Origin of the sequence: Saccharophagus sp. K07, from assembly GCF_014336955.1 — a bacterium.
Taxonomy (GTDB): domain Bacteria; phylum Pseudomonadota; class Gammaproteobacteria; order Pseudomonadales; family Cellvibrionaceae; genus UBA5868.
Genome location: NZ_QRAI01000001.1, coordinates 744,875 through 769,574, shown reverse-complemented (window position 1 = coordinate 769,574; position 24,700 = coordinate 744,875). Strand labels below are relative to the sequence as shown.

Annotated in this window: 25 protein-coding genes and 1 other RNA gene; 6 read left to right on the top strand and 20 right to left on the bottom strand. The window is 53.0% G+C overall.

Annotated features, from left to right (window positions below; all coding sequences use genetic code 11):
- Positions 1-205 precede the first annotated feature (205 nt).
- The 3 genes from DWB84_RS03265 (at position 206) to DWB84_RS03255 (ending at position 2,114) form a co-directional block, all read left to right on the top strand.
- Entirely contained in the window at positions 206-1,291 is a 1,086-nt protein-coding gene (locus tag DWB84_RS03265) for a class I SAM-dependent methyltransferase (protein ID WP_187408307.1), read from the top strand.
- A 163-nt stretch (positions 1,292-1,454) separates the two neighbouring features.
- A complete protein-coding gene (locus tag DWB84_RS03260; RefSeq protein ID WP_187408306.1) occupies positions 1,455-1,676 on the top strand; it encodes an AbrB/MazE/SpoVT family DNA-binding domain-containing protein in 222 nt (73 codons plus the stop codon).
- Between the two features lie 9 nt (positions 1,677-1,685).
- Positions 1,686-2,114: a type II toxin-antitoxin system death-on-curing family toxin gene (locus DWB84_RS03255; protein ID WP_187408305.1), complete on the top strand. Its 429-nt coding sequence runs from the start codon at positions 1,686-1,688 to the stop codon at positions 2,112-2,114.
- A gap of 78 nt (positions 2,115-2,192) precedes the next feature.
- Here the strand turns inward: DWB84_RS03255 and DWB84_RS03250 are convergent, their stop codons facing one another.
- Together DWB84_RS03250 and DWB84_RS03245 are read right to left on the bottom strand one after the other, a co-directional pair.
- The gene (locus DWB84_RS03250) at positions 2,193-3,638 is read right to left on the bottom strand and encodes a hypothetical protein (RefSeq protein ID WP_222867996.1); all 1,446 of its coding nucleotides are present in this window, start codon (positions 3,636-3,638) and stop codon (positions 2,193-2,195) included.
- Between the two features lie 340 nt (positions 3,639-3,978).
- The gene (locus DWB84_RS03245) at positions 3,979-5,421 is read right to left on the bottom strand and encodes an NAD-dependent succinate-semialdehyde dehydrogenase (RefSeq protein WP_187408304.1); all 1,443 of its coding nucleotides are present in this window, start codon (positions 5,419-5,421) and stop codon (positions 3,979-3,981) included.
- Positions 5,422-5,583: 162 nt separating this feature from the next.
- Here DWB84_RS03245 and DWB84_RS03240 point away from each other — a divergent pair, with 162 nt between their 5' ends.
- The gene (locus DWB84_RS03240; protein WP_187408303.1) at positions 5,584-5,895 is read left to right on the top strand and encodes a hypothetical protein; all 312 of its coding nucleotides are present in this window, start codon (positions 5,584-5,586) and stop codon (positions 5,893-5,895) included.
- Here the strand turns inward: DWB84_RS03240 and DWB84_RS03235 are convergent.
- Complete coding sequence (locus tag DWB84_RS03235; RefSeq protein WP_222867995.1) at positions 5,892-6,359, bottom strand: isoprenylcysteine carboxylmethyltransferase family protein; 468 nt, start codon at positions 6,357-6,359, stop codon at positions 5,892-5,894. The genes DWB84_RS03240 and DWB84_RS03235 overlap by 4 nt on opposite strands.
- Positions 6,356-7,078 carry a tRNA-uridine aminocarboxypropyltransferase gene (locus DWB84_RS03230; protein WP_187408302.1) on the bottom strand — a complete coding sequence of 241 codons (723 nt, stop codon included), beginning with the start codon at positions 7,076-7,078 and terminating at the stop codon, positions 6,356-6,358. Before DWB84_RS03230 ends, DWB84_RS03235 begins: the two co-directional genes overlap by 4 nt.
- Before the next feature lie 175 nt (positions 7,079-7,253).
- Here DWB84_RS03230 and DWB84_RS03225 point away from each other — a divergent pair, with 175 nt between their 5' ends.
- Positions 7,254-8,054, top strand: a complete 801-nt coding sequence (locus DWB84_RS03225; RefSeq protein WP_187408301.1) for an undecaprenyl-diphosphate phosphatase — start codon at positions 7,254-7,256, stop codon at positions 8,052-8,054.
- Between the two features lie 43 nt (positions 8,055-8,097).
- On the opposite strand, the gene DWB84_RS03220 is transcribed toward DWB84_RS03225, so the two are convergent.
- The 15 genes from DWB84_RS03220 to trxA form a co-directional block, all read right to left on the bottom strand.
- A complete protein-coding gene (locus tag DWB84_RS03220; RefSeq protein WP_187408300.1) occupies positions 8,098-10,296 on the bottom strand; it encodes a VWA domain-containing protein in 2,199 nt (732 codons plus the stop codon).
- 250 nt (positions 10,297-10,546) lie between these two features.
- Positions 10,547-10,903 (bottom strand): hypothetical protein, encoded by a 357-nt coding sequence (locus DWB84_RS03215; protein ID WP_187408299.1) that lies wholly within the window; start codon positions 10,901-10,903, stop codon positions 10,547-10,549.
- A gap of 77 nt (positions 10,904-10,980) precedes the next feature.
- Positions 10,981-11,223: a SlyX family protein gene (locus DWB84_RS03210; protein WP_255428798.1), complete on the bottom strand. Its 243-nt coding sequence runs from the start codon at positions 11,221-11,223 to the stop codon at positions 10,981-10,983.
- Entirely contained in the window at positions 11,207-11,494 is a 288-nt protein-coding gene (locus DWB84_RS03205) for a YcgL domain-containing protein (protein ID WP_187408298.1), read from the bottom strand. The genes DWB84_RS03210 and DWB84_RS03205 overlap by 17 nt, the downstream gene beginning before the upstream one ends.
- Positions 11,491-12,654 carry a ribonuclease D gene (gene rnd / locus DWB84_RS03200; RefSeq protein ID WP_187408297.1) on the bottom strand — a complete coding sequence of 388 codons (1,164 nt, stop codon included), beginning with the start codon at positions 12,652-12,654 and terminating at the stop codon, positions 11,491-11,493. Before rnd ends, DWB84_RS03205 begins: the two co-directional genes overlap by 4 nt.
- Positions 12,654-13,241, bottom strand: coding sequence for a recombination mediator RecR (recR, locus tag DWB84_RS03195; RefSeq protein ID WP_187408296.1), 588 nt, complete (start codon positions 13,239-13,241; stop codon positions 12,654-12,656). Before recR ends, rnd begins: the two co-directional genes overlap by 1 nt.
- Before the next feature lie 63 nt (positions 13,242-13,304).
- Positions 13,305-13,625 carry a YbaB/EbfC family nucleoid-associated protein gene (locus DWB84_RS03190; RefSeq protein WP_187408295.1) on the bottom strand — a complete coding sequence of 107 codons (321 nt, stop codon included), beginning with the start codon at positions 13,623-13,625 and terminating at the stop codon, positions 13,305-13,307.
- 34 nt (positions 13,626-13,659) lie between these two features.
- Positions 13,660-15,501: a DNA polymerase III subunit gamma/tau gene (gene dnaX, locus DWB84_RS03185; protein ID WP_187408294.1), complete on the bottom strand. Its 1,842-nt coding sequence runs from the start codon at positions 15,499-15,501 to the stop codon at positions 13,660-13,662.
- A gap of 140 nt (positions 15,502-15,641) precedes the next feature.
- Positions 15,642-15,738: signal recognition particle sRNA small type (gene ffs, locus DWB84_RS03180), an RNA gene on the bottom strand.
- A 112-nt stretch (positions 15,739-15,850) separates the two neighbouring features.
- Positions 15,851-16,555, bottom strand: a complete 705-nt coding sequence (locus DWB84_RS03175) for a copper resistance protein B (RefSeq protein WP_187408293.1) — start codon at positions 16,553-16,555, stop codon at positions 15,851-15,853.
- Positions 16,552-18,489: a copper resistance system multicopper oxidase gene (locus tag DWB84_RS03170; RefSeq protein WP_187408292.1), complete on the bottom strand. Its 1,938-nt coding sequence runs from the start codon at positions 18,487-18,489 to the stop codon at positions 16,552-16,554. The genes DWB84_RS03175 and DWB84_RS03170 overlap by 4 nt, the downstream gene beginning before the upstream one ends.
- A gap of 78 nt (positions 18,490-18,567) precedes the next feature.
- Positions 18,568-18,933 (bottom strand): hypothetical protein, encoded by a 366-nt coding sequence (locus tag DWB84_RS03165; protein WP_187408291.1) that lies wholly within the window; start codon positions 18,931-18,933, stop codon positions 18,568-18,570.
- A 62-nt stretch (positions 18,934-18,995) separates the two neighbouring features.
- The gene (locus DWB84_RS03160) at positions 18,996-20,174 is read right to left on the bottom strand and encodes a phosphoglycerate dehydrogenase (protein WP_187408290.1); all 1,179 of its coding nucleotides are present in this window, start codon (positions 20,172-20,174) and stop codon (positions 18,996-18,998) included.
- Between the two features lie 355 nt (positions 20,175-20,529).
- On the bottom strand, positions 20,530-21,648 hold the full coding sequence (locus DWB84_RS03155) for a phosphoserine transaminase (protein ID WP_187408289.1): 1,119 nt from the start codon (positions 21,646-21,648) through the stop codon (positions 20,530-20,532).
- A gap of 184 nt (positions 21,649-21,832) precedes the next feature.
- The gene (gene trxA / locus DWB84_RS03150; RefSeq protein WP_187408288.1) at positions 21,833-22,687 is read right to left on the bottom strand and encodes a thioredoxin; all 855 of its coding nucleotides are present in this window, start codon (positions 22,685-22,687) and stop codon (positions 21,833-21,835) included.
- Between the two features lie 474 nt (positions 22,688-23,161).
- On the opposite strand from trxA, the gene phbB reads away from it, so the two are divergent.
- On the top strand, positions 23,162-23,884 hold the full coding sequence (gene phbB / locus DWB84_RS03145; protein ID WP_187408287.1) for an acetoacetyl-CoA reductase: 723 nt from the start codon (positions 23,162-23,164) through the stop codon (positions 23,882-23,884).
- A gap of 77 nt (positions 23,885-23,961) precedes the next feature.
- Here the strand turns inward: phbB and DWB84_RS03140 are convergent, their stop codons facing one another.
- The gene (locus tag DWB84_RS03140) at positions 23,962-24,660 is read right to left on the bottom strand and encodes a phasin family protein (RefSeq protein WP_187408286.1); all 699 of its coding nucleotides are present in this window, start codon (positions 24,658-24,660) and stop codon (positions 23,962-23,964) included.
- Positions 24,661-24,700: the final 40 nt, after the last annotated feature.

Genomic DNA, 24,700 nt, shown 5'->3' with positions numbered 1-24,700 from the left:
GCATTTTAGATACCGGGCTTTTACGAATTTTTACATGTGAATGGCTTTTTTCACCCGGTTTTGGCAGATCCCGATCTTACTCCTATCCGACACCACACTTAAGCTGAAACCCTCACCGCATGACTTTTTATTGCAAATAATCAGACATGAGCCGGTGAGTTTCGCAAATATTTGCACGGACTTTTTTTGCACTTTGGAGGCACCAATGGCACACCAGACAACTGTAAATCACGGACAGATCGATGAACAAAAACTACATGGATTTCTGCATCAAATCGCTGGCGATCTCGCCGCCTGTTCTGCAGGTTTTATGACAAATCTCGGCCACAAGCTCGGCTTGTATCGCGCCATGACTGGCGCTGGCCCCATCACTTCACAAGAACTCGCCAAACGAACCCAATGTCACGAACGTTATACGCGGGAATGGCTTAACAGTCAGGCGGCTGGCGGATATGTGGAGTACCTGCCGGCAACACAACAATATTATTTGCCACCCGAACAAGCACTTGTGCTAGCTGACGAAAATGGCCCCTGCTTTTTTCCGCCCGCTTTGGAAGTGTCAGCTTCCATGTGGTTCGACGAAGACAAAATTCTGCACGCATTTAAAAACGGCGCGGGAATTCCCTGGGGTGCCCACAATGGGCGGCTGTTCTGCGGTGTAGCGGCATTTTTTCGCAGCGGTTACGCCGCCAACCTGGTGCAAAACTGGTTGCCCAGTTTGGAAGGTGTTTGCGAAAAACTGCAACAAGGCGGGAAAGTTGCGGATATCGGCTGCGGCTATGGCCACTCCACCTTGATTATGGCGAAGGCATTTCCCAATGCGAAATTCTATGGCTTTGATACCCATGAAGAATCCATCGCAGCCGCCCGCGCCAATGCGGAGGCCGAAGGGCTGACGAACCGAGTCGAATTCCATGTGACGTCAGGCAAGGAAGTGCCGGATCTGCAATTCGACCTCGTCTGTTTCTTCGATTGTTTGCACGACCTGGGCGACCCCATTGGAGCTGCCGCCCGCGCCCGTCAGATCCTGGCGCAGGATGGCACTTTGATGCTGGTGGAACCCTTCGCCAATGACAAAGTGGAAGAAAACCTCAACCCGGTTGGGCGTATCTACTATTCCGCCTCCACTGCGCTTTGTTGCGCTCACTCTCTGTCCGAAGAAGTGGGGCTGGCATTGGGCGCACAGGCCGGGGAGCAACGGCTGGGTGCGGTGTTGCGCGACGCCGGCTTCAAGCATGTACGCCGCGCTGCGGAAACTCCCTTCAACATCATTCTGGAAGCGCGTCCTTAACGAACTGTCCTCCCTCCAATTCTTCCCTCCCTGCTCTCCCATCCGCCCGGAACTCTCCGGGCTTTTTTATGCTTCCTTAATCCAAAGAGTTTCCCCTAAACCCGATCCCGGTGCTAAACTCCCTCGTTATACCAAACGTTATAACACAACAGGCAGGTGTCTTATGAAACTCAAGATCACATCTATTGGCAATTCCGCAGGCGTCATACTGCCCAAAGAAGTCTTGTCGCGCCTGCGCCTGGATAAAGGCGATGAACTCTATCTGCTGGAAACCCCGGACGGCATCAAACTGACCGTATACGACCCTACTCTGGCAGAGCAGATGGAGGTGGCGGAGAAGGTCATGCATAAACGACGCAATTTGTTGCACAAGTTAGCTCAGTAGAGGTGGAACATGATTGTTTGGATTAGCAAGAAGCTTTCCTTAGCAATACATGACCGCCAGCTCTCGGAGCATGGCGGCGGCAATGGTGTGCGCGATGAAGGACTTTTGGATTCTGCGCTCGCTCGTCCACAACAACTGTATGCCTATGGTGAACCGCCACCGGACCTGGCAGACCTGGCTGCAAGCTTGGCTTTTGGGATAGCACGCAACCATCCGTTTGTTGATGGGAATAAGCGCACAGCCGCTGTCGTATCCGAGGTATTTATTGAGCTAAACGGCGGCATTCTGACGGCGGATGATTTAGAGCTCTATCCACAATATATCGGGCTTGCTGAAGGCTCCGTCACCGAAGCCGAATTCGCCGAGTGGCTGCGCGCGCATATCAAAATCATCAAAAACGGCGAAATACAGGAACCCAAGAAGGGATACAGTCGATAAAAATTATTAAAAAAAGCAGCATTCGTAATTTACGCATGCTGCTTCTTGTATTTTTATTGTAGCGCTATCTTATTGAGCTTATTCGCCACGGTTCGGCAACACTCCATCAAACACTCGAAGTTTTAAGCCTTTCTTTTTGTCCTCGTTCCATTCTTGCCATTGCGTCAAGCTGATGGAAACTTGCAGCGAGAAGTCAGTGGATATCCATTGCTTTTGACCGCCAGCATAAACCGGAGGTGGCACTATGGCAGTGGGACCGGTAAAAGATTCGGCGCAACTAAAGTTCTTAAAATAAACCTGGTCAATAGCCAAATTAAGCGGGTCACTACCTGTTAAACACTGGCCATTGTTGTTACCAAATCCGCCGAACTGATACAAAATCGCTGGCGTTTTGTTGTTTTTATCTGGCACGGACGCGGTCTGGTGACATGACAAGCAGCTGCTCTTCGCATTATCCGCAGGTCCATTCAACCGGCTGTTACAACCCAGATGACCGGCATTGGTTTTTTGATTCAACATGTCTGCGACGTCCCAGAAAATCACGCTCTCTTTCAAGTCTGCATGGCTGTTCGCAGGATATTTGATCGCCCCGGTTCCAAGCGGCGGAGTGTCATTGCCCCACATTAATCCCAAGGGCGAAATACGGTTCCAGGGGTTTTTTTCCGTAGCTTTTCTTTCACCGTCAGCAACAAAGGTTCCGTAGGCCCAACCAATGGGTGAACGCTTGTCTTTCACCGCAATATCAAATTGCATGAGATAGACATCGCGCACTTGGCGAGGACATTGTTTGGTTTCTTCTTCAAATGTGCAGGCGTTGCCATTTTTCCCTTCACATTTGCAATATTGCGGATCGCTAATATTCGCTTTCCAGGAAGGTACGTTTTTCAAAAATGGCATCTGGTCGGGCGTAGCTGTAGTAAATAACAACTTACCAATTACACTGCCTTCGTTAAAACTGAAGTTTTGTGCAGGAATTTGCGGATCTGGTGCACCAGTCCAGATTGCGGAAATACTTTTCGCGGCTGCAGGGTTATAGAAACCAACCGCCCAAACCGTAGTATTGATTTGTTTATTTCCGTCGATAGTAAAGGTAACCGGCGCTTCGCGAGTCAAACCGTGAACATATTCGCGGCCGCTCAGCGGTTCGTAGGTTTGATATGGAATATGGAACCACTGACGCGCTGTGTTATTACACAACTGCCAATCCTTGCTGATATCAGAATTACCTATATTGCCTTCCTGAATGTAATTCATTACAGACCAAATATATTTTTCGGTCTGATCGATCTTTTGCTGCGAGCTTAATTTTTGATCAAAGGGATTAAATTTTTCCCAAGGATAATTGCTCTCTGGCACAGCTCTGCTATAAGCATCACTCAACTTAAATACAGGCCCTGTCCAACCAGCAGGTGGCTGATTAATGATCGCCTGATTTTCCCACATGCCGGTGTTGGTAAACGCAGGATCCTGAAAATAACTGGGATATGCGCCCGTGCAAGTTGACCAATTTATAGACGACCCCACCAATACACTAGGCTTTTCCGTCCCACTCGCATCCCGGGGAATTTGATTACATGCGGATAAAGATAGAGCAGCTAAAACAGAGATTGTAATTTTTCTTATCATCTTAAATTCCTGTTTGGGTTTAGTTTGTCCCGGTAGAACCGTCAACCGAGACCTTTTGCAGAACGCCGATAAAGCGCAGCCGAGCGATCTGCAAAAACAAGTGTAGACAGGGAATAAGAATTTGTTGGGACAAGAGTAAATTGGTCGACCAAAAATATATTCGACCGACGAACGTCATAAAAAGGATATTTAATGCGTCAACAGATTAAACCAAACGACTTGACGATCGTTTATTTGCCTAACCACCCAACAACACGTACTTAACCTGTAAATATTCATCCATCCCATACTTCGACCCTTCCCTGCCATACCCAGACCACTTAACACCCCCAAAAGGAGCTGTGGCGTTGGAGATGGCGGTTTCGTTGACGCCGACCATGCCGCTTTCCAGCGCGTCGGTTACACGCATTACGCGGGAAATATTATTGGAGTAAAAATAGGAGGCCAGTCCGTAGGGTGTATCATTGGCGAGTTGAATGGCCTCTTCCTCAGTATCAAAGGGGACAGCCACCAACAAAGGCGCGAAGGTTTCTTCCTGGCAAAACATCATCGACGGTTTGCCATCGGTCATTAATACAGGCTTGACGAAATTGCCGTTGGCTTTTCCGTCTCCGCAAATGACTCGCGCGCCCTGCGCTACCGCATCATCAAAATGTTTTTGAAATTTTTCCACGGCTTTTTGATGAATCAGAGGGCCGATGGTGACACCTTCGTCGTGACCATCTCCCACCACCAAAGCTTCCACAGCAACTTTTAATTTTTTTATAAATTCATCGTAAATCGACCGCTGGACAAATAAGCGGTTGACGCACACGCAGGTCTGCCCCGCATTGCGAAATTTCGCGGCAATGGTGCCTTTAACAGCCAAATCCAAATCCGCATCATCAAACACAATCAAAGGCGCATTGCCGCCGAGCTCCAAGGATAATTTGATTAAATTGCGCCCGCTTTTTTCCTGCAATAAACGACCAACCCGAGTGGAGCCGGTAAAGCTGATTTTGCGGATTTTGGGATTTTCGGTAAATTCATCGCCAATCATGGCGGAATCGCCGGTAACAATATTAAAAACACCCCCAGGCACACCAGCGCATTCACCGAGGTAGGCCAAAGCCAAAGCGGAAAAAGGCGTCGCCTCTGCCGGTTTTGCCACTACCGTACAACCCGCTGCGAGTGCAGCGGCGACTTTGCGTGCGAGCATCGCGATAGGGAAATTCCACGGCGTTATACAACCGCATACACCTACGGGTTGTTTTTGTACGATGATTTTTTGCGAGGTTTTGGGAGCGGGAATTGTATCGCCGTAATTGCGCGGCGCTTCTTCGGCAAACCAGTGCAAATAGGACGCGGCGTAGCGCACCTCGCCTTTTGCTTCTGCGAGAGGCTTGCCCTGCTCTGTAGTGAGAATTTCTGCGAGATCATCCACATGTGTCAGCAATAAATCGCCCCATTTGCGCAGCACTTTAGCGCGCGTGTGCGCGGGTTCTTGCCGCCAGGATTGAAAAGCGCGCTCGGCCACATCGATTGCGTCTGCGACTTCCGCGCGATTCACGGAAGGGACCTGACCAATAATTTTTCCGGTTGAAGGGTTGTCGACCTCAATTACCTCTCCTGTGGAGGATTGGCGCCATTGGCCATTCCAATAATTGGCTTGCTGAAATAATTCAGGATTTTTAAGTTTCATATTGTCTCCTAAATGTTTCGCCTTGCGCTCTCTTGGTTGTAACTGGCTTTCTCTTTGTCGTACTTGGACGAAATAACCAAGTGAGGATTCATTTATTTAAGCGAGACGCGGACGAATAAATCTGCTAAAAACTCGCCTTCTCTTCTCCTTACGGAGCTTTTTATGAATCCCGACGATGATATTCAGTCACAGGTTTCCGACTACGGCATTCTCGATCTAAACGCTTGCGATCCAGGTCTGCGCAACCGGGTTATCGGTGTTATTCATACAGCCAACGCCCCCAAAATCGCCCTCAGCCCCAGCGAAATCAACGATATCGCCACTTACATTACACAGTTGGAAGATGCCCTGCTGCGCTACAACTGGGGGTCGATGGAATCGCATGAGATCAACGAGATATTGAAGTGCAGCACCGGTTTGGACATTGAAGAACGCGGCGGAGAATTGGCGGCCATGGCTGCGGTGGACGGCTAAAGCCAGCGCCGCACCAAGCGAAAATAACTGTCGTATTCCGCACCGAAGCGTTCACGCAGTGCGCGCTCTTCCGGCAGTATCTGGAAGCGGTTCATATAGATCACAAAGATCACGGGACCGATAAAGGCATAAGGATTGGCGAGATAACAACCCCAGCCGCACAACCAAAGCAAAAAACCCGCGTAAATAGGATTGCGGCTGACGCGGTAGACGCCGGATGTCACCAGAGCCGATGCCGCATCTGGTTCCAAGGGAGTCAGCGTGGTGTGGGCGCGACGAAATTGCCAAACCGAGGCGAGAATCAACACCATCCCCAAACCTATAAACAAGAATGCCGCCCACCAGCGCACCGCCAATGGCAGAAGAAATTCGCGGCTGATCGCGGCCATCAACCACATCAAACCGCCGATCACCACCACCTGCGCAGCCGGTGGGATTTTTAATTCCAGGGACGACAAATTCATACCGGCTCCATAGCTCCAGCGAGTCGATCATGTTCCGCGAGCGGACGGACCGGCCGGCTGCCGCGGGTGGCCAAATAATGTTCGTTGAACACGGCGAAATAATCGCTCAACACCTGCCCCGCATTTTCATCACCACACAGACGCAAAATCTCCGCAGCGGCTTCCGCTGTCGCCAGTTGGCCTTCGCGAATCGCCTGGCGGACGGCGTATTGCCCTTCTCTCGGTGAAGCAAAGGTAAATGCCGGCAAATGGCTGAGCCATGGACTTGCCCGAAACATCCGGCTCGCCTGCCGCCAGGTGCCGTCCAATAACACCATGGTCAGACGTCGCCCATCTGTGGCTGGTGGAGCATCCTGGTAGACAATGCGGCCCGAACCGCCTTCCGCAGGGAAGACAATGACCGGAAAACGCGCCGGGTCCGCTAAAAGATGCAACAGCTCTTGCGGCGGTTCCGTGCGCGACCATTCAAAGGCAAAGGTATTGGCGGGAAAAATATCGGCAATCAAGCGTCCGGTATTGGTCGGTTTGAAGACTTCGTCATGGTGAAGCAGCAATACAAAGTCCACCGAGGACTGTAATGACCTGCGCCATGGGCATATGCACGCCTGTTGCGCCAGCTGACATTGGTCACAGCGAGCTACGGATTTTCCGCGTGCGAGAAAGGGCCGGGTGGAGCGCGCCAACAATTCCTGGCGCAGTTTCTGGAAGGCGTTAAGCAAAATCACCTCGCGAACTGGTGGTCGGGCATGAGTTTTTTGTTAAACTCGCCGCCGCTGCATACGGCGTCAAACGCAGCATTCTACACCCTAAGCACAACCTCTAGCCGGACAGGAAGCTGCTTCTCTTTATGTCCTCCGATCTCCAACCGACTTCAACCAGCGACAGACAGTCTCTATGACGACTCTTCAAGCGATTATCCTGGGCCTTATCCAGGGACTGACCGAATTTTTGCCTATTTCCAGCTCAGCCCACCTTATTCTGGTGCCGGTGTTTACCGGCTGGCAGGACCAAGGGGTAGCGTTCGATCTGGCCGTTCACGTGGGCACCTTATTGGCAGTGGTGATTTATTTCCGCAAAGACCTCATCACCATAGTACAAGACGGATTGCTTTCGATTGCCCGGCGCCAGCAGGTTGGTCAGAGCCGCCTGGCGTGGGCGGTCGTATTAGGGACGATTCCTACTGGGCTAGCCGGCCTCGCCTTGATGGATCTAGTCGACACCACCTTGAGGTCCTATGCCGTTATCGCGATCACTACAGTGGTATTCGGTCTGCTGTTGGGGTTTGCGGATCTCACCAATAAAGGCACTCGCGATCTGAGCAAACTGCGCTGGTTGGATGTGGCGGTGATAGGCGTGGCGCAAGCGCTGGCATTGATTCCCGGCACTTCCCGCTCCGGCATTACCCTGACTGCCGGATTGTTGTTGGGATTGAATCGTCAAGCAGCCGCACGTTTTTCATTCTTGCTGGCAATTCCGATCACGACTCTGGCCGCTGCAGCCAAAATTTCCGAATTGGCGCAGAGCGATATAGCGGTCGATTGGAGTCTTTTCTTGATCGGCGGGTTCGTGTCATTCGTGACGGCCATACTGGCGATTCATTACTTCCTGCAGTGGCTCAACCGTTTCGGCATGATGCCCTATGTCATCTACCGCTTGATCCTGGGTGCAGTGATCTATTTCGTCCTCGTCCATTAAGGAGCGTCACCAGGAGCCAATCGCCATCACCGGACGGCAGCCTTTATGGATTGTCGTCCATAGGAAAGTCATCCAAATCGTCCGGTGGCAGCGTCACTTCAGGGCGCTCGCCATCCAGCTCATCAATCAGCGTCGTAATCGCCTCGTCCAGTTCCTTCTCGCCCATATCCAAGCCCTGAGCACGGCGAATCTCCGCGGCAAAATCATCTTTGGCCTTTTGCGGCTCTCCAGCCATTACCTTATCGACCAGATCCCGCTCGAAGTCGTCCATGGCCATCATGTCATAGTCATCTTCGGAGTCATCTTCCAAATCTTCCATAGGCGGTTCTTCTTCACGCGCCGGGGCTGCACTCACAGGCTGCTTTTTACGGGATTCAGAAGGCGGGGTGCCCGACGCGGCAGCAGTCTCCGGTATCAAGAGATTTCCTTCACCTTCGGACTTGCGGCGGCGCCACCAGCGCCACAGCCCATAGCCACCGGCAAGAATCGCAAAATTGCCTAAACCTAAAAGCGCATACCACAACCAGCGCAAGGCTCCGGATTCCTCCTCGGGTTCCGGTTCGGCCACAACTTCCGGTTCAGGCGCCACGGGTTGCGGTTCTGGCTGTGGCTGGGGTTGCGGCTCTGGTTCTGAAATTTTCGGTTCCGGCGCAAACAAAGGGTCTTCGTCTCCCCGGGTGTAAGTAACCGGGGTCAATTCGTAATTAAAGGGCTCGCGCAATGTATCCGTACCGCTCACCTGCACGGTAATTTTGTATTCGCCCGGATAATCCATGGGCACAGTCGTGCGCCACTCGCCTGTGTCAACCAGCTCCATTGGGCGCACCAACCGGCGGCGGATGGGATTGATAACAGAGGCCGCAACCTGAGTTTGATGCGGATCAATCTGTTCGCTATGGGCCCGTACGGTCAGGAGATGCTGAAGAACGCCGTTGCTGTCGTATTTATCTTCCAGATGGACGCTGAAAGGTTCGCGCACCGAGATGCGATGGGAAAACTGCCGCTGAAAGGTTTTGCCGTCGACGCTCAGCTGCAGATCGTACACCCCCATTTTTTCCAGGGTCGGCAAGGGGATGGTGAATACACCTTTGTCATCGGCACTGTCGCCTGCCACCGTCGTCGACCATACAGGTTCCGCCACCGCGTCTTCGGTCCTGCCGTATCTCAGGCTGGCGTTAACCTGCAGCAAACCCAGGAAGGTTCTATCAGTTACCGCTTTGCCATCGGCATATAAAACAAAGCTCAAGGTTTCGGAGGCCCCCAGAAACAGGTTGTTCGGCAGAGTTTTTACCCGCAGGGCCAAGTTGCTGACCACGGTCACGCGGCTTTCCGGCCCAAAGGCCGCCACTATCTGCCACTCGCCCTCGTAAGGATCTTTTACTGTCACCAGATCATATGTCCGCGTCCGCAGCCAGCTGACGTCTTTGGGGAATTTGTCCGAGCGCATGACGAGCTGATCAGGGCCGATCAAGCGGGTCTGCTCAGCTGGATCTGTGCGGAAAATCAGCGCGGTGAATTCATCAATGCTGGAATCCACCAAAAAGCGGTTGTTTTGCAGAGGGACTTTTTGACTCGGCACGGCCTGATCGAACGCGCGCAAAAAAATCTTCATCAGATCATCTGCGGTATTCGCCACAGCAAAGGTACCTCCGGTGGTCAGCGCCAGCTTTTCCATCAGCGCCATGTCCGCCTCGTCCGAAAGCGCCACCGCATGCACTTTATATCCCGCCTGCTTGAGACTCGGAAAAACCTGCTCCACCACCCTCCGCCGTTCCGCCTCGTTCTCGGCCGCGGATTTGGAAATATCCACCATGCCGTCGGTCAGCAGAATTACACTGGTGAGATAACTCGGATCGCGCTTTTGCAGGTCGTAAGCCGCAGTTTCCAAGGCGCCGCCGATGTTGGTGAACAAGCCTACAGAATTGATATCGCCCGCTTTGCGTGCGGCGACTGCGCGCCACTCGGCATTTACCGTGCGATGGGGAATCAACATATTGACGGACTGACCAAAGGTCCACACCCCAGCCTTGGCACCGTCCGGCACCATCCGCACCAATAGCTCCACCGCTGGCTGACGCAGATTGTTGGGGTCATTGCGCTTCATGCTGCCGGACACATCTATGACTAAACGCACATCTGGCTTCTGGTCGCCCTGTGCCCAGGCGCCCGCACTGACACAGCACAGCCATAGCAGCCAGGTCAGATAAGCATGTAATGAGAAAAATCGTTTGTGCGACGACATAGTCATCCGTCCGGAGTGCGACTGATTGTGTTTGGCTTCCCGCTTTAAAAGTTGGTCCGTCAGTCGTGGCTTTTCCTTTACCGGGATGACACCGTTCTTTTCAGAGAAAAAGCTTTGATTAGTTATAGCAGAGGCAGGTGGTTATAGCTGGGGAAAGGCGTTATCGAAGGAGGGACATTCCCTGGCCAAAGCCAGGGAATTAATTTACTTGGAAATCAAGGAAAGGATACGAAGCGCGAAAGACATAAACCTATTCGTTATCGGCTTGTTCCGCTTTTCCACGTCCGGAAAAACGAGCGATCACTAAAATCAATACCGCCATCGCAAACGCTACAGCGAGTGCTGATAACAGGGGTCCGCCAGCACGCCAGAAATTTTTATCAAAAAGTCCTTCAAACGCGGCAATGATCCACGCCGGGGCGAGGTATTGCTTATCGGCGTCGGCATACCAGGGCACACACAGGGTTGTAATGCCCAAGGCTCGGATGATTTGACGCAATGAATTCCAGGGAATGCGAGCCGTCAAAACCCAGCCGCACACAATCAGCAGTAATGCTCCACCTGCATACATCAACCAGCCGTACAAATATTCTTCTTGTGTGTACATGTCGTATCCGTGTAAGGGTTCGATCTATTAGAAGTCATCACCAAAACGCCTGCGCTCGACTGATTTTGAGATAGCTCCTAGTAATGCGGGGGGCGCTCGATTGGAGGAGCTTCCGCACGCTGTTCCATCTGATAAAACAGATCGTTGAGTTTTTTATTCAGCACCTGCATCTGTTCACGCACCATCTGCAATTCCTGTGCTTGCAAAGCCATCTGCTCGCTCATCACCTGCAGCGCATCTTCCTGAAAAGCCAAACGAGCTTGCAGATCCTGTATGTGTTCCGTCAGTTCAACCGGAGAAAGCTCAGATGAGTTTGTCATTGTGTTTATTGATTTCCTGCATATAGGTTTCGGGCGGCGGAGGCAATTGAAGGTAATAGCCCTGCCCCGCCAGCGCTTCCAATACTTTGGCGATATCCGCTCTGGCGAGACGGCGTTGTTCATTTAGCAACAGCGTCATCACCAACTCGGGTTTTCCAAACAGTTCCAATAATGCTTCGGGCACGCAGGCGAGACCGCGGCTTTTTTCCACATATAAATAGGTTTCGTCTTTTTTGGAGCTGCGATAAATGTTGCAAAGAACGCCGTTCATAAAAATTTCTGCAAACAAGGTTTGACGAATTCAGAGCGCCAACCGCTCAAACTCGCCGGAAACAAATCATCACCGGATTTGCCCTCCTGGAGGGCGCGCATAATAAACTCAAAATCTTTGCGCCGGGCGAGATATTCCGGGGCAACCTTTAATTCTTCTGCCACTTGCGCCAGTGCATCGCGCATTTCGTTGATACGTGTTTGCTGCGCAGTACCGGGCGGACGCGGCAAGCGCGGTGGTAAATCCTCTTCCGGCATGGCGCGCACCTGCTCAACGATTTCAATTACGCGATCACCGTAGCGACGAATCAATTTGTCCGACAGCTCCGGCACTTTGCGCAGCTGGGAAATATGCGTGGGCAATGTTTCCGCTATGGCAAAAACGCTTTTGTCGCGCAGCACATGGCCGCGCACAATGTTTTGGCTCTGTGCGGTCTGATCGCGCCACGCCGCCAACTCCATCAGCACCGCCAGCTGCCGCTGGTTCAAGCGCCAGGCACCGCGAAATCTCGCGCTGGCATTGCTTAATTTCTGGCTTTCCAGAAAAGCCGGCACCATCAAATCACACTCTTCCTGCACCCAGGATTGTCTGCCCAATTTCGCAAGCTGCTCTTTCAGGTGCAGGGTGATTTGATAGAGATATTCCACATCCAATGCCGCGTAGCGCTGCTGCGCATCGGTCAGTGGGCGCTGCAGCCAGTTGGAGCGGGTTTCATCTTTGGGAAGCTGCACGCCGAGCACAGCGCGCACGAGGTTGGCGTAACCGACGGAATAGCCGTAACCACAAAAAGCTGCGGCGACTTGGGTATCGAGCAAATTGACCGGCAGGCAGTTGAGCAGAATTTGGAAAACTTCCAGATCTTCCGAGCAGGCGTGCAACACTTTCTGCACGTCCGGCGACTCCATCAAAGCTCGCAGCGAAGTGACATCGTCGAGAGAAAGCGGATCGATCAAATAACTCGCCGTGCCGTCGTTGATCTGCAGCAATGCAGGCACCGGATAAAAAGTGTCGATGCGCATAAATTCCGTATCGAGCGCCAGCCACGACAAGCTTTTCCAACGCTCACACAAAACATCTAATTGCGCGGAATCGGCAACCCAGACAATTGGCTGGCGGCACTCACCCAAGGCCACAGTGCTTTCAGAATCTTGTTTTTCCATCACAACTCCCGCCGACTGGCGAGGGCATGCGCCAGGGTACCGCCGTCGATATATTCCAGCTCGCCGCCGATCGGCACTCCGTGGGCAATACGCGTCACTTTAATGCCGCGCTGCTTGGCCTTTTCGGCTATGTAATGCGCTGTCGCCTCCCCTTCCATGGTGGGATTGGTGGCGACAATCACTTCGGTAACGCCGTTCAGACGTTCCAGCAATTTATCCATTCCCAGTTCTGCGGGACCTATGCCATCAATTGGCGAAAGTCGCCCATGCAGCACAAAGTATTTGCCGTTGAAACTCGCTGACTGCTCCAGCGCAAAAATATCGGCGGGACTTTCCACCACACACAGCAGGCTCGCATCGCGCCGTGGATTCGCGCAGATGCTGCACTGGTTCTGCTCGGTCAAAGTCCGGCAGCTGACGCAGTGTTTAACATGTTCCGCAGCATTGGTAATGGCCTGAGCGAGCGCCAGGGCGCCTTCGCGATTGCGCTCCAACAAATACAGCGCCATGCGCTGGGCGGATTTAGGTCCTACTCCCGGCAGAATGCGCAGGGAGCGGATCAGGTGGTCGATCAGGGGACTCAGCACAGCGAAGTCTCAGAATGGAAATGCGTCAACAGAAAGGTCCAAGAAGCAAAGATCCAAAGAAGCTTAGAACGGCATCTTGAATCCAGGTGGAATATTGAACCCGGCGGCCAGACTGCCCATTTTCTGGGTTTTGGCTTCATCGGCACGGCGCAGAGCATCATTGACTGCGGCAGCCAGCAGATCTTCGAGGAATTCTTTCTCTTCGCTCAGCACGCTCGGATCTATAGTCACGCGGCGCACGTCGTTGCGTCCGGTCATAGTGACTTTCACAAGTCCTGCGCCGGCCTCGCCTACCACTTCAACATTGGCGAGATCTTCCTGCATTTTTTGCATTTTCTCTTGCACGGCCTGAGCCTGCTTCATAATGTCTTCCATGTTAAACATGGCTACACCTCACTTCGTTACGAACCTAAAAGGCTCATGAATAAGTTACGGACTCTTCGTCCAGCGTCGCGCCTAATTCGCGCTCCAATTGTTGCACCAGCGGATCGTCGCGCAGGCGCTGAATGGCTGCTTCGCGCGCTTCACGTTTTTGCCGCTCAAGCCACATAGCCGGCGTTTCCACACCGGCCGGTAATTCGCGGACTTCGATAGTTACCTGCACCGGCTCAGCAAAATATTCCTGCAGCAAATCCGCCAACCGCTGGCGATGGGATGCATCAAACAGGCTGCCTTTGTCCTGGTCGAGCGCAAAAAACAAATGGTTGCCACGGCGCTCGGCCAAAATGCAGTTCGCCGCAGTGCTTTGCAAAATGCCGCGCACGTTGAGCGCCTGATACACCGCGATCCAATTTTCCGGCTCCAATTCTCCTAAGGTTTTGACCGCGCCAGGCGCAGAAAAGACCGGCGTCGGCGCTTTTGGCGGCGCAGATACTGGTGTTGATTGCGCAGCTACTGATGCTGGTTGCACAGGCGCTGCTTGGTGTACCGGCGGTTCCGCTGACACTGGAGGCGCAACCGGTGGTGGTGGAGGCGCTGGTGCTGGCTTGGGAGGTTCAGCGGGCAAATCGTTGGAAGCCCGGGGCGCCGGTGGAGCCTGCAATGCCGACATCAGAGCCGCCCGTGCGGGCGACTCTTTTGGCTCCGGTTCAAACTTTTTTGCGGGTTGTCCCCCTTCGTGATCCGGCAAGGCAACCGCTTGCTTCGCCAACGGACGCGTCGGTATATCCACCAAACCCTGCGGCTTAAACGCCAGCATGCGCAGCAGCGTCATCTCAAAACCACTGCGCGGATCGGGCGCCAAGGGCAGGTCGCGCCGCCCTAATAAACCCGTCTGATAGAACAGCTGCACATCTTCCGGCGTCAGCATCTGGGCAAATTTCAAAATCTGCTCGCGATCGCCATAGCTGTTGTCCACCGCCTCCGGCAGAGCCTGGGCTATGGCAATACGGTGCAACAAAGTGATCAGATCGCCGAGCGCACTGTAGTAATCCGGCGACTGCTCGGAAAACTGGGCCACGGCCTGCAGTAGCGTTGCGCCGTCGCCTTCGATCAACGCCAGCATCAGTTTTTCGATAAACCGATGGTCGATGGTGCCGAGCATAGCGGTGACATCTTCGGATGACACCTTGCCACTGCCAAAAGCAATCGCCTGATCGGTCAAGCTCAAGGCATCGCGCATACTGCCATCGGCGGAACGCGCCAATTGCCACAAAGCTGCTTCGTCGAACGGCACCATTTCCTGCGTCAGCACGTAATGCAGGTGCTGCACTATGCGCTCCGGGCTCATGTTCTTCAGATTGAACTGCAAACAGCGGGACAGAATGGTGATGGGCAGTTTTTGCGGATCAGTGGTAGCGAGCAGGAATTTGACGTGCGCCGGCGGCTCTTCCAGGGTCTTCAGCAGCGCGTTAAAGCTGTGGTTGGAGAGCATGTGCACTTCGTCGATCAGATAGATCTTAAAGCGACCCCGGGTGGGCGCGTATTGCACGTTATCGAGCAGTTCGCGGGTGTCCTCCACCTTGGTGCGCGACGCCGCGTCCACTTCGATCAGATCGATAAACCGGCCTTCGTTGATCTCCCGACACGCCGAACACTCGCCACAAGGCGCTGAGCTGATGCCGACTTCACAATTGAGACAACGGGCGAGAATACGCGCGATGGTGGTTTTACCGACCCCGCGAGTACCCGTAAACAGATAGGCATGGTGCAGGCGATTGTGGTCGAGCGCGTTGATCAGGGCCTTGAGCACATGCTCTTGCCCCACCATTTCGCGAAACGTGCGCGGACGCCATTTGCGGGCTAATACCTGATAACTCACTCGAAAGATCTCTGCTCAATGAAGCGCGGGATTATAGCGGACTGACGGGACAAGCTGGCAAACACCATGACAAATCGTCGGCAAGTTTGCTTATTTCAGAGGGAAATCAGAAATATAAAACGGGGAAGGATGGAGATGACCCCACCCAGCCACACCCCGGCACACGATCAAGTCACTACCGTTGCTCCCTTCCGGGCCTGGCGGGGTTCGCGGTTGACCATTGCGAGGGGACCGGACAGGGCCACCATTGCGATGCGGCAAGCGTTTTTGCCGAGCCGCGCATTATCCGGTTTTTGCGTCGCAATGCAAGGGCATAGTTTTCGCCCTTGCGGAACTGCTCAGAAAGCGCTCAAAACCAGATTTTCAGCCCTACCACCGCCATACCCTGCTCTGTTGGGCTACCGGCAGCGCGACTGTAATCCGCCGTATCGCCGTATTGTTTGCTCCACTGCCAACCCACATAAAGTGCAAACTCAGGGCGGATTTCGTAGCGCAAGCGAAGACCGAAGGAAATATCTGCAAGTCCAGAACCCTGCCCCGAGTCCTCGTCGTCCTGCCCGTATGCTTTCAAAGACAATTCTGGCTGCAAAATCAGTTGCTGGGTGAACAAGAGCTCGTATTCCAGATCCAGCTGTGCGGCCACATCGCCATCGTCGCCGATAAATAGCGATAGCTCCGTTTCAACAAAATACGGGGCTAATCCTTGCACCCCCACAACACCCCAGGTACGTGAAGGATCGGGATCTATATCCTGCCGCACGCCGACCAACCACTCCCAATAAGGCGAAAAGGCTCTGCCGTAGAGAAGTTGCAACTCCAGCGCCTCGGTATCACTGCGGGAACGTTCCGCATCCAGCTTTAACCACAATTTGTTGAGATCGGTACCCACCCAAGCTTCTGCATCCAGCGCCCAGGAGTCGTCACCATCCCGGAACCGCCGCTCGAGCTGATCCACTGTCACACTAACGATCACCGGATCATCATCTTCATGAGCGAATACTGGCGTTACCAGAAGCGCACTCAGAGACATTCCTAACGCGAGTAACTTGTTCATATAACTCGCACCTCCCTCATCATACCTGCCATGTGATAAAGCAAGTGACAGTGATACGCCCAACGGCCTTTGGCATCAGCAGTCACCAGATAACTGACCTTCGACCCCGGCTGCACCAACACAGTGTGTTTGCGCGGAATAAAATCCCGGTCGCCGGTCTCCAGCTCACTCCACAAACCGTGCAGATGAAATGGGTGGGTCATCATGGTGTCGTTCACCAGAATAAACCGCACCCGTTCACCGTGCTGCAGCACAATCGGCGGCGCTTCCGCATGTTTGATGCCGTTCACCGACCACATATAGCGATGCATATTGCCGGTGAGATGCAGCTCAATTTCACGCGAGGGTTCGCGCTTGTCCCGTGTCGGCTGAAGGCTGCGCAGATCCGCATAGGTCAATACTCGCCGTCCGTTATCCCTTAAACCCACGCCCGGATCGCCAATACCACTGACCGGTTGGGAGCTATGCATATCCACCTGCGGGCCGAATTCACTTCGCGGGTGTACCACCGCAACCGCCTCGCCAAAATTCGCGCCGAAACCGGCGGGCGCGAGGGTTTTGCCAGAAACAGTCTGCGCATGGTCGTGATGAGTGCCGTGATGGTGCCCATGATTTTCATGCTGCTGATGTGACGATTGATCGATATGGGACGAGTGATCCGTATGAGAGGAATGACCTGTGTGGGCGGAATGGTCAATTGGCGAATGATGCTGATGGGCCGAATGTTCTTGATGATCACCTGGATGATCCGAACGCGCATCCTGCACATGATGGGAATGTCCCATCCCCATATCCGCATGCGACAAAACCGGCCTTGGGTCCAGCGAGGGAATTTCCGCCTGCAGAAGGAGATCGGGCGTAAGTGTGCCGCGCGCATAACCAGAGCGGTCGATACTCTGGGCGAAGATGGTATAAGCGCGATCCGCCGCAGGCTCCACTATCACATCGTAGGTTTCCGCCGCTCCTATGCGGAATTCGTCCACCTCCACCGGTTTGATGTTCTGCCCGTCCGCCGCCACTACCGTCATTTTCAGACCAGGTATACGCACATCGAACAAGGTCATGGCCGAGCCGTTAATGATTCGCAGCCGTACCCTTTCTCCGGCATTGAATAGCCCGACCCAGCCGCTGTCCGGGGTAATGCCGTTCATCAAATAGGTGTAGGTAAAACCTGTGACGTCGGCGAGATCGGTCTCGCTCATGCGCATGTGATTCCACATGGCCCGATCCCTGGCGCTCTGCCCAAAGCCCTTCTGGCGCACATCCCGCCACCAATCTCCCAGCGTGCGGCGATGGCGGTTGTAGTAGTGGCTCTGCTTTTTCAGGGTGGTGTAAATCTGCTGCGGCGGGGTATCGCTCCAGTCGGACAACAGCACTACGTAGTCGCGGTCGTATTGCACCGGGTCCGGCTCTGCCGGGTCGATAATAATTGCGCCGTACAGCCCGCTCTGTTCCTGAAAATGCGAATGGCTGTGATACCAATAGGTGCCGCTCTGGCGCAGTTTAAAGCGGTATTCAAAGGTCTCTCCCGGTTTGATACCGGCAAAACTCAGCCCGGGAACACCGTCCATTTCGCTCGGCAAAATAATCCCGTGCCAGTGGATGGAGGTATCTTCCTTCAACCCGTTGCGAACCCGCACCACCACCTCCTGCCCTTCCCTCCAGCGCAAAATCGGCGCAGGCAGACTTTGGTTGACCGTAGTGGCAATGCGCGGCCGACCGGTGAAATTGACCCGCTGTTCGCCGACTTGCAGCTCCAATTGATGGTCGCGTAATACCGCCGGTTCAGGCTGCTGAACCTTCACATCAGAAACCTGCGCCCGCGTCAGAGGTGCTACCGCGCTCAATGCGCATACCGATGCGGCTCCCAAGACGAATTGACGCCGCTCACGGTCAATTTCCGCCGGCAACCCCACGGATAACAATCGCTTCATACATTCCTCACTAACAAATCCAAAGGCCAAGCCAGGCCTGCCTTTTACAAAGGAAATAATTCCAGACGTTTAGGAGGTTCAAACAATGGGAGGGCGATACAGCGAGAAGACCGGCTCATCCGGTACAAAAGAGGTATGCAAATTAAAAACGAGGGAAAAACCCGCGTGGGGATTCACGTCCGCAACAACCTGCGGCACATACCCAATGCTGTTGACCGACGGGCATAAAAAGCCAGCGCCGCAACAGTCGCTGAGCGAATCGACGGAAGTCGTATCCGCCGGAGCAATTTCATCGCAGTGATGATGGTCCACCTTCGGAGAGTGCTGATCAGAGAGGTGGGACTGGGAATGAAGATGAGAGGAGCATGGTACCGCCAAAGCCAGAGTGGTCTGGGCAAAAAACACCAGCAGAACCACCACTTTTAGCCACTTTGTCGATACCACGAACACCCCGTTTGCAGACAAGGTAAAAAACCGGAGTTTCTAAGACTCCGGGTGCGCGTGAATTACGCCGGGATAACTCTTACGCGGATAACATGTTTGACTTTGCGCAAAGCCTCCAACGCTTGCTCGGACGGCGCAACCGCGAGATCAAGAATATTGTAGGCCACAGAATCGCGGCTCTTGTTCATCATGTCGACCACGTTGACATTGTGTTCCGCAAAGATGGACAACACATCGCCGAGTACACCGGCAACGTTTTCGTTGCTGAAGGTGATGCGAGTTGTACCTTCCACACGTCCCATAGAGATTTGCGGGAAATTCACTGAATTGGTGATATTGCCGTTCTCCAGGAAGTCGCGGATCTGATCCGCCGCCATAACCGCGCAGTTTTCTTCCGCTTCTTCCGTGCTCGCGCCTATGTGCGGCAGAGCGATCACGCCTTTGCGACCGATCAATACAGGCTCAGGGAAGTCGCAAACGTATTGACGCAGTTTGCCAGCTTCCAGCGCAGTGACGATTGCATCCGGATCGACGATGGATTCACGGGCAAAGTTGATCAGCGCTGCGTGCGGCTTCATCAGTGCCAGCGTGTCCTTGTTGATCAGATGCTTGGTAGCAGGAATCGCAGGCACGTGCAGGCTTATGTAATCCGATGCCATCAGCAGCGCATTGAGACTTTCTTTACGCTGCACCTGGTTGGATACACGCCAAGCGGCCTCCACAGACAGCGCTGGATCGTAACCGAGCACTTCCATTCCCATCGCCAGAGCGACATCGGCAACCATGGAGCCGATAGCACCCAGACCTACAACACCGAGAACCTTGCCTTTGAGTTCGTTACCGGCAAAACGCTTTTTCTCGTTTTCCAGAAGCTTGGACATTTCGTTGGCGTCGGTCATATGACCGAGAGTTTCGACAAACTGGCGACCGCCGATAATGTCCCGCGAGCCGAGCAGCATGGCAGCAAGGACCAATTCTTTTACAGCGTTGGCATTAGCGCCTGGGGTGTTGAAAGCCACTATGCCGCGCTTGGTGTAGTCCTCAACAGGCAAGTTGTTAACACCCGCTCCCGCTCTGGCAACCGCCAGCAGAGAGGCCGGAATTTCTTCACCGTGCAATTTATGACTGCGCAATATGTAGGCGTCCGGACTCTGAATTTCCGGTCCGACTTCATATTTATCCGCGCTAAAGCGACGCAGCCCTTTAGGGGCGATTTTGTTATAGGTTCTGACGTGAAACATACACACTCCAAAGTCCGAGTCAGCGGACATGATTTGTCTCTGCCAAGACTGTTTTTGCCAAAACTTTTTTGGAGCGTATCCAATCACAAGACCTGCTTGGCAGCAGAGGAATTTGCCTGTCGAGATTGTTTACACTCGCACACCAGCAAAGATACAGTCGTTTGATTTTATTAGGTTTTTCGAGTTGGCCTAATTTCTGCTTTAAGGAAATTACCTTGCTGAAAAACAATTGCTGCGTTTTTCAGAATGGTAAAACCTTGTTTCTTCGATTCAGCCCCGGTTTTCCGGGGTTTTTTTTGCCCGTTTTTTGGATCTGCGCCGCACAAGGCGGCGCAACGGCTCTGTTCTATCGAAATTAAGCCGCAGTGACTTGTTGATAGGCCCAGGTCAGCCAAGGCAGCAGAGCTTTGATGTCGGCTGTATCGACTGTAGCACCACACCAGATGCGGATTCCGGGAGGCGCGTCGCGATAGGCGCCAATGTCATAAGCCACACCTTCTTTTTCCAGCAGTTTGATCAGAGCTTTCACTTGGTCTGGAGTCGCCTTCAGGGTGAAGCACACGCTGGTGTTGGACAGGGTTGCCGGATCTTTTGCCAGGAACTCGATCCAGTCGTTCTCAGCGACGAAATCTTGCAATACGCGCAGAGATTCAAGCGATTTTTTGATCGCGCCAGCAGTGCCACCGATAGAACGCAACCAAGACAGAGCGTCGATATAATCCGCCACGCACAACATGGAAGGCGTATTGATAGTCTCGCCGCGGAAGATACCTTCTTCCAATTTGCCGCCTTTGGTCATGCGGAACAGCTTCGGCATCGGCCAGGGTGGTGTGTAGGATTCCAGGCGCTCAACGGCGCGCGGACTCAGGACCAATACGCCGTGCGCACCTTCACCGCCGAGCACTTTCTGCCAGGAGAAAGTCACAACGTCGAGCTTCGACCAGGGCATTTCCATGGCGAATACAGCGGAAGTCGCGTCACAGATGGTCAAACCTTCGCGATCATCGCGGATCCAGTCCCCGTTCGGGACTTTCACGCCGGACGTTGTACCGTTCCAGGTGAACACCACGTCATGACTGAAATCGACGCTGGTGAGGTCAGGCAAATAGCCGTAATCCGCCTGCAGAACTCTTACGTCCTTCAGTTTCAATTGTTTGGTGATATCCGTTACCCAGCCGGAACCAAAGGATTCCCAGGCGAGTACGTCGATCGGACGCGGTCCTAACAGAGACCAGAGAGCCATTTCGACAGCACCGGTATCGGAACCCGGCACTATACCAACGCGATAACCTTGTGGCAGACCCAGCAGTTCAGCGGTTTCCACACAGGCTTTCTCCAACATTGCCTTGCCCAGACTCGAACGGTGAGACCGTCCCAAAACGTCGAGAGAAAGTTTGCTTACATCATATCCAGGGCGTTTACTACAGGGTCCTGAGGAAAAATTCGGGTTGGCGGGCTTTACGTGCGGTTGCATGCGCATCCTCGGCAATAGTTGGTGATTACGAAAACTCGACCGGAGCGACCGATCTCTCTGCGATTCGCTGCGGCAGGCGCCGGCATCGCAAGGCGACGCATTATGCCAGCATCAAGACAAATAACCCAGAGAGCAGGATAGCGGGCCGCCCAATGGAAGCTTCCCAAATGAGCGGCTTAGCCGATTAATAAAGAAGGGAATAAAGCTTGCGCTGGTACTCGACGGCGAGCGGATCTTTTTTACCGAGCACCGCGATGACATCGGTATAAATCTTTCTCACCTCACCATCGCGGGCATTGAGATTTTTCTGCAACAGTTGATGCAGCAGCTCCAGCGCATCCCGGTGATAACCGTGCTGCGAGTACTGGACAGCCAGTTGGAATTTGACGTCGCCATTCTCCGGATCCGCCGCCAATTGCTCTTCCAGCGCCTGAATCTCAGGCGCCTTTTGGGCGTTTTGCGCCAACTCCAGTTTGGCTTTCACTAATTCATATTCATGTCCCTGATCGGCCAAACGAATCTTATCGAGCACCGCTTGCGCTTCGGGGATGCGGTTGAGCTGGATATAGGCGTCCGCCAGAGCGCAGGCGATATCCGCTCTTTGATTAGATGACTCATAGGCTTCTTTAAGAGGGGCCAGCGCAGCTGAAGCGTCACCCGCTTCCAACAAGTCGTGCCCTTGGGCGAGTTGTTTATCCCAAGGTTTCGGCAAATATTTGTCGAGCAGCTTGCGCACTTCGGTCTCTGGCTGGGCGCCAACAAATCCATCTATCGGACGACCATCTTTGATGATCATAACTGTCGGCAGGCTACGTACGCCAAACTGCGCGGCAATCATGCCCATTTCGTCGGCGTTGACCTTGGCCAACAGAAAATCCCCAGCGTACTCTTCCGCCAGTTTTTCCAAAATCGGCATCAATGACTTACAGGGGCCGCACCAGTCCGCCCAAAAATCCACCAGCACCGGGCGCTTGAACGACTCGTCAATCAATTGCTCACGGGCGTTGGCTTCTGTGATATCTACTTTATAGGTCTGCACGTATCTACCCCCTCATATCAATTTCAATCGGCCGAGGCCCGGCACGTTACGAAAAGCCAAGCGCAAATTCAATTAATAGAATTAGGTTGGTTTCCGCACAGTTGATCATTTCTATATTGGGCATCTTGGCGCGAATTCAATTTTCTGGCCGCTACGTTTGCGTCTTTACACTTAAATCGACACAGCGCTATTGCGAACTATGTCGCATAAGCATAGCCTTCGAATTACTGTTTTTACCGCAGCTGCCATTCACTAAATCATCAATTTTCATCATCCGGTTTCTGCACAACCGCGAATAAACGGCCGTATGGAAACGACCTTAAAATCGGTTTTTAAAACACCGGTTTCAAAACGTGCAGCACTTCTTTAGGGCTATGCCCACTTTTTCCGGGCAATGCCCACGCGCAATAAAAATTTCGTCACACCAAACGAAGAAACAAGGTCAATCCCTCACACTGAACAGGAGAGTACATCATGGGTAGACTCGCATTAGTCACTGGAGGCACTAGAGGTATAGGCGCAGCCATTTCTTTGCGTTTGAAACGAGCCGGATATCGAGTCGTGGCAAATTACGCTGGAAATGACACCGCAGCGGAAGCGTTCCGGGAGCAGCATGATATTCCGGTATTAAAATTCGACGTTTCTGATTTTGCGGCTTGCCAGGAGGCGATTAATCAAGTGAATCGCGATCTGGGGCATATCGAAATTCTAGTCAATAATGCGGGCATTACGCGCGACAGCACTCTGCATAAAATGTCTGAAGAGGCGTGGCACAACGTAATCAATACCAATCTCAATTCCTGCTTTAATCTGAGTCGCCTGGTCATAGAACAAATGCGCGAACACAACTTCGGACGCATCATTAATATCAGCTCCATCAACGGCCAGGCAGGACAATTCGGCCAAGCCAATTACGCCGCCGCCAAAGCGGGTATGGTTGGTTTTGCCAAAGCTTTGGCACAAGAAAATGCCAGCAAAGGCATTACCGTGAACGTCATTGCACCGGGATATATAGCAACCGAAATGGTGCGCGCAGTTCCAGAAAAAATTCTGGAAAAAATCATTGCCAAAATTCCTGCGGGTCGATTGGGAGAAGCAGATGAAGTGGCTCGCTGCGTGGAATTTCTGGTGGCGGATGAATCCGGTTTTATTACTGGATCCACTCTATCGGTTAACGGCGGGCAATATATGTGCTGACAGAAGAATAACCCCGGCTTGGGTCGGGGTTATTTTGGATTTAATAAAATTTCAGATCGATTTAAGAAAACCTAAGATCACAACAACTTGCCAGATTTGTTGCCGTCAGCACTTTTCGCTGCCGATTTGGCATCAATCGCTTTTGTAGATGCGGCGGTTTTCGGCGGAGTTATGCTTTTCGAAGGGGATTTCTTTTCATCCTTCCCACTCAATTTGGCAGCCGCCGCGCTCACCGCAGGTGTCTCAGGCTTTTTCTCGCTCGAAACTGCATTCACCGCGGCTGCCACACTCGTTGGAGGAACGGGACTGGCAGCAGACGCAGAACTAGCGATAGGTGCGGAAACAGCACCAGCAATTGGTGCACTTGCTTCAGCGATCTTTTTTGCTGCAGGAGCAGCTTTTTTGGAAGCATCAATCACATTATCCGCAACCGTCTTGGCGGCTTCTTTTACCGCTTTGCCAGCTTCCGGTGCAGCGCTTTGCAGAATCTCAGTAATTTTTTGATTCGTCTCCAACAAAATGCCTTGCGTATCTTCCACCAACTCACGCACGGTTCCACTTAAATTTTCCCAGTAATCCTTCTGGAGTTTCAAAACATCTTCGATGTTGCGCTGCCCTGGAATGCTCTGCAACGCCAGTACGCCTTGATTCCAAACATCGACCATGACAGAAGACTGCCGCCTTACCAGCGTTTCGGCCGTCTGCGCCTGTACTGCCCATATTTCGCTTAGTGGCTTAAATAGTCGCTCGGTTTGTTCGAATGCTTTCTCGTACATAGTCACAGCTCCTCGTTGACATTCACTGGACGCGGTTATT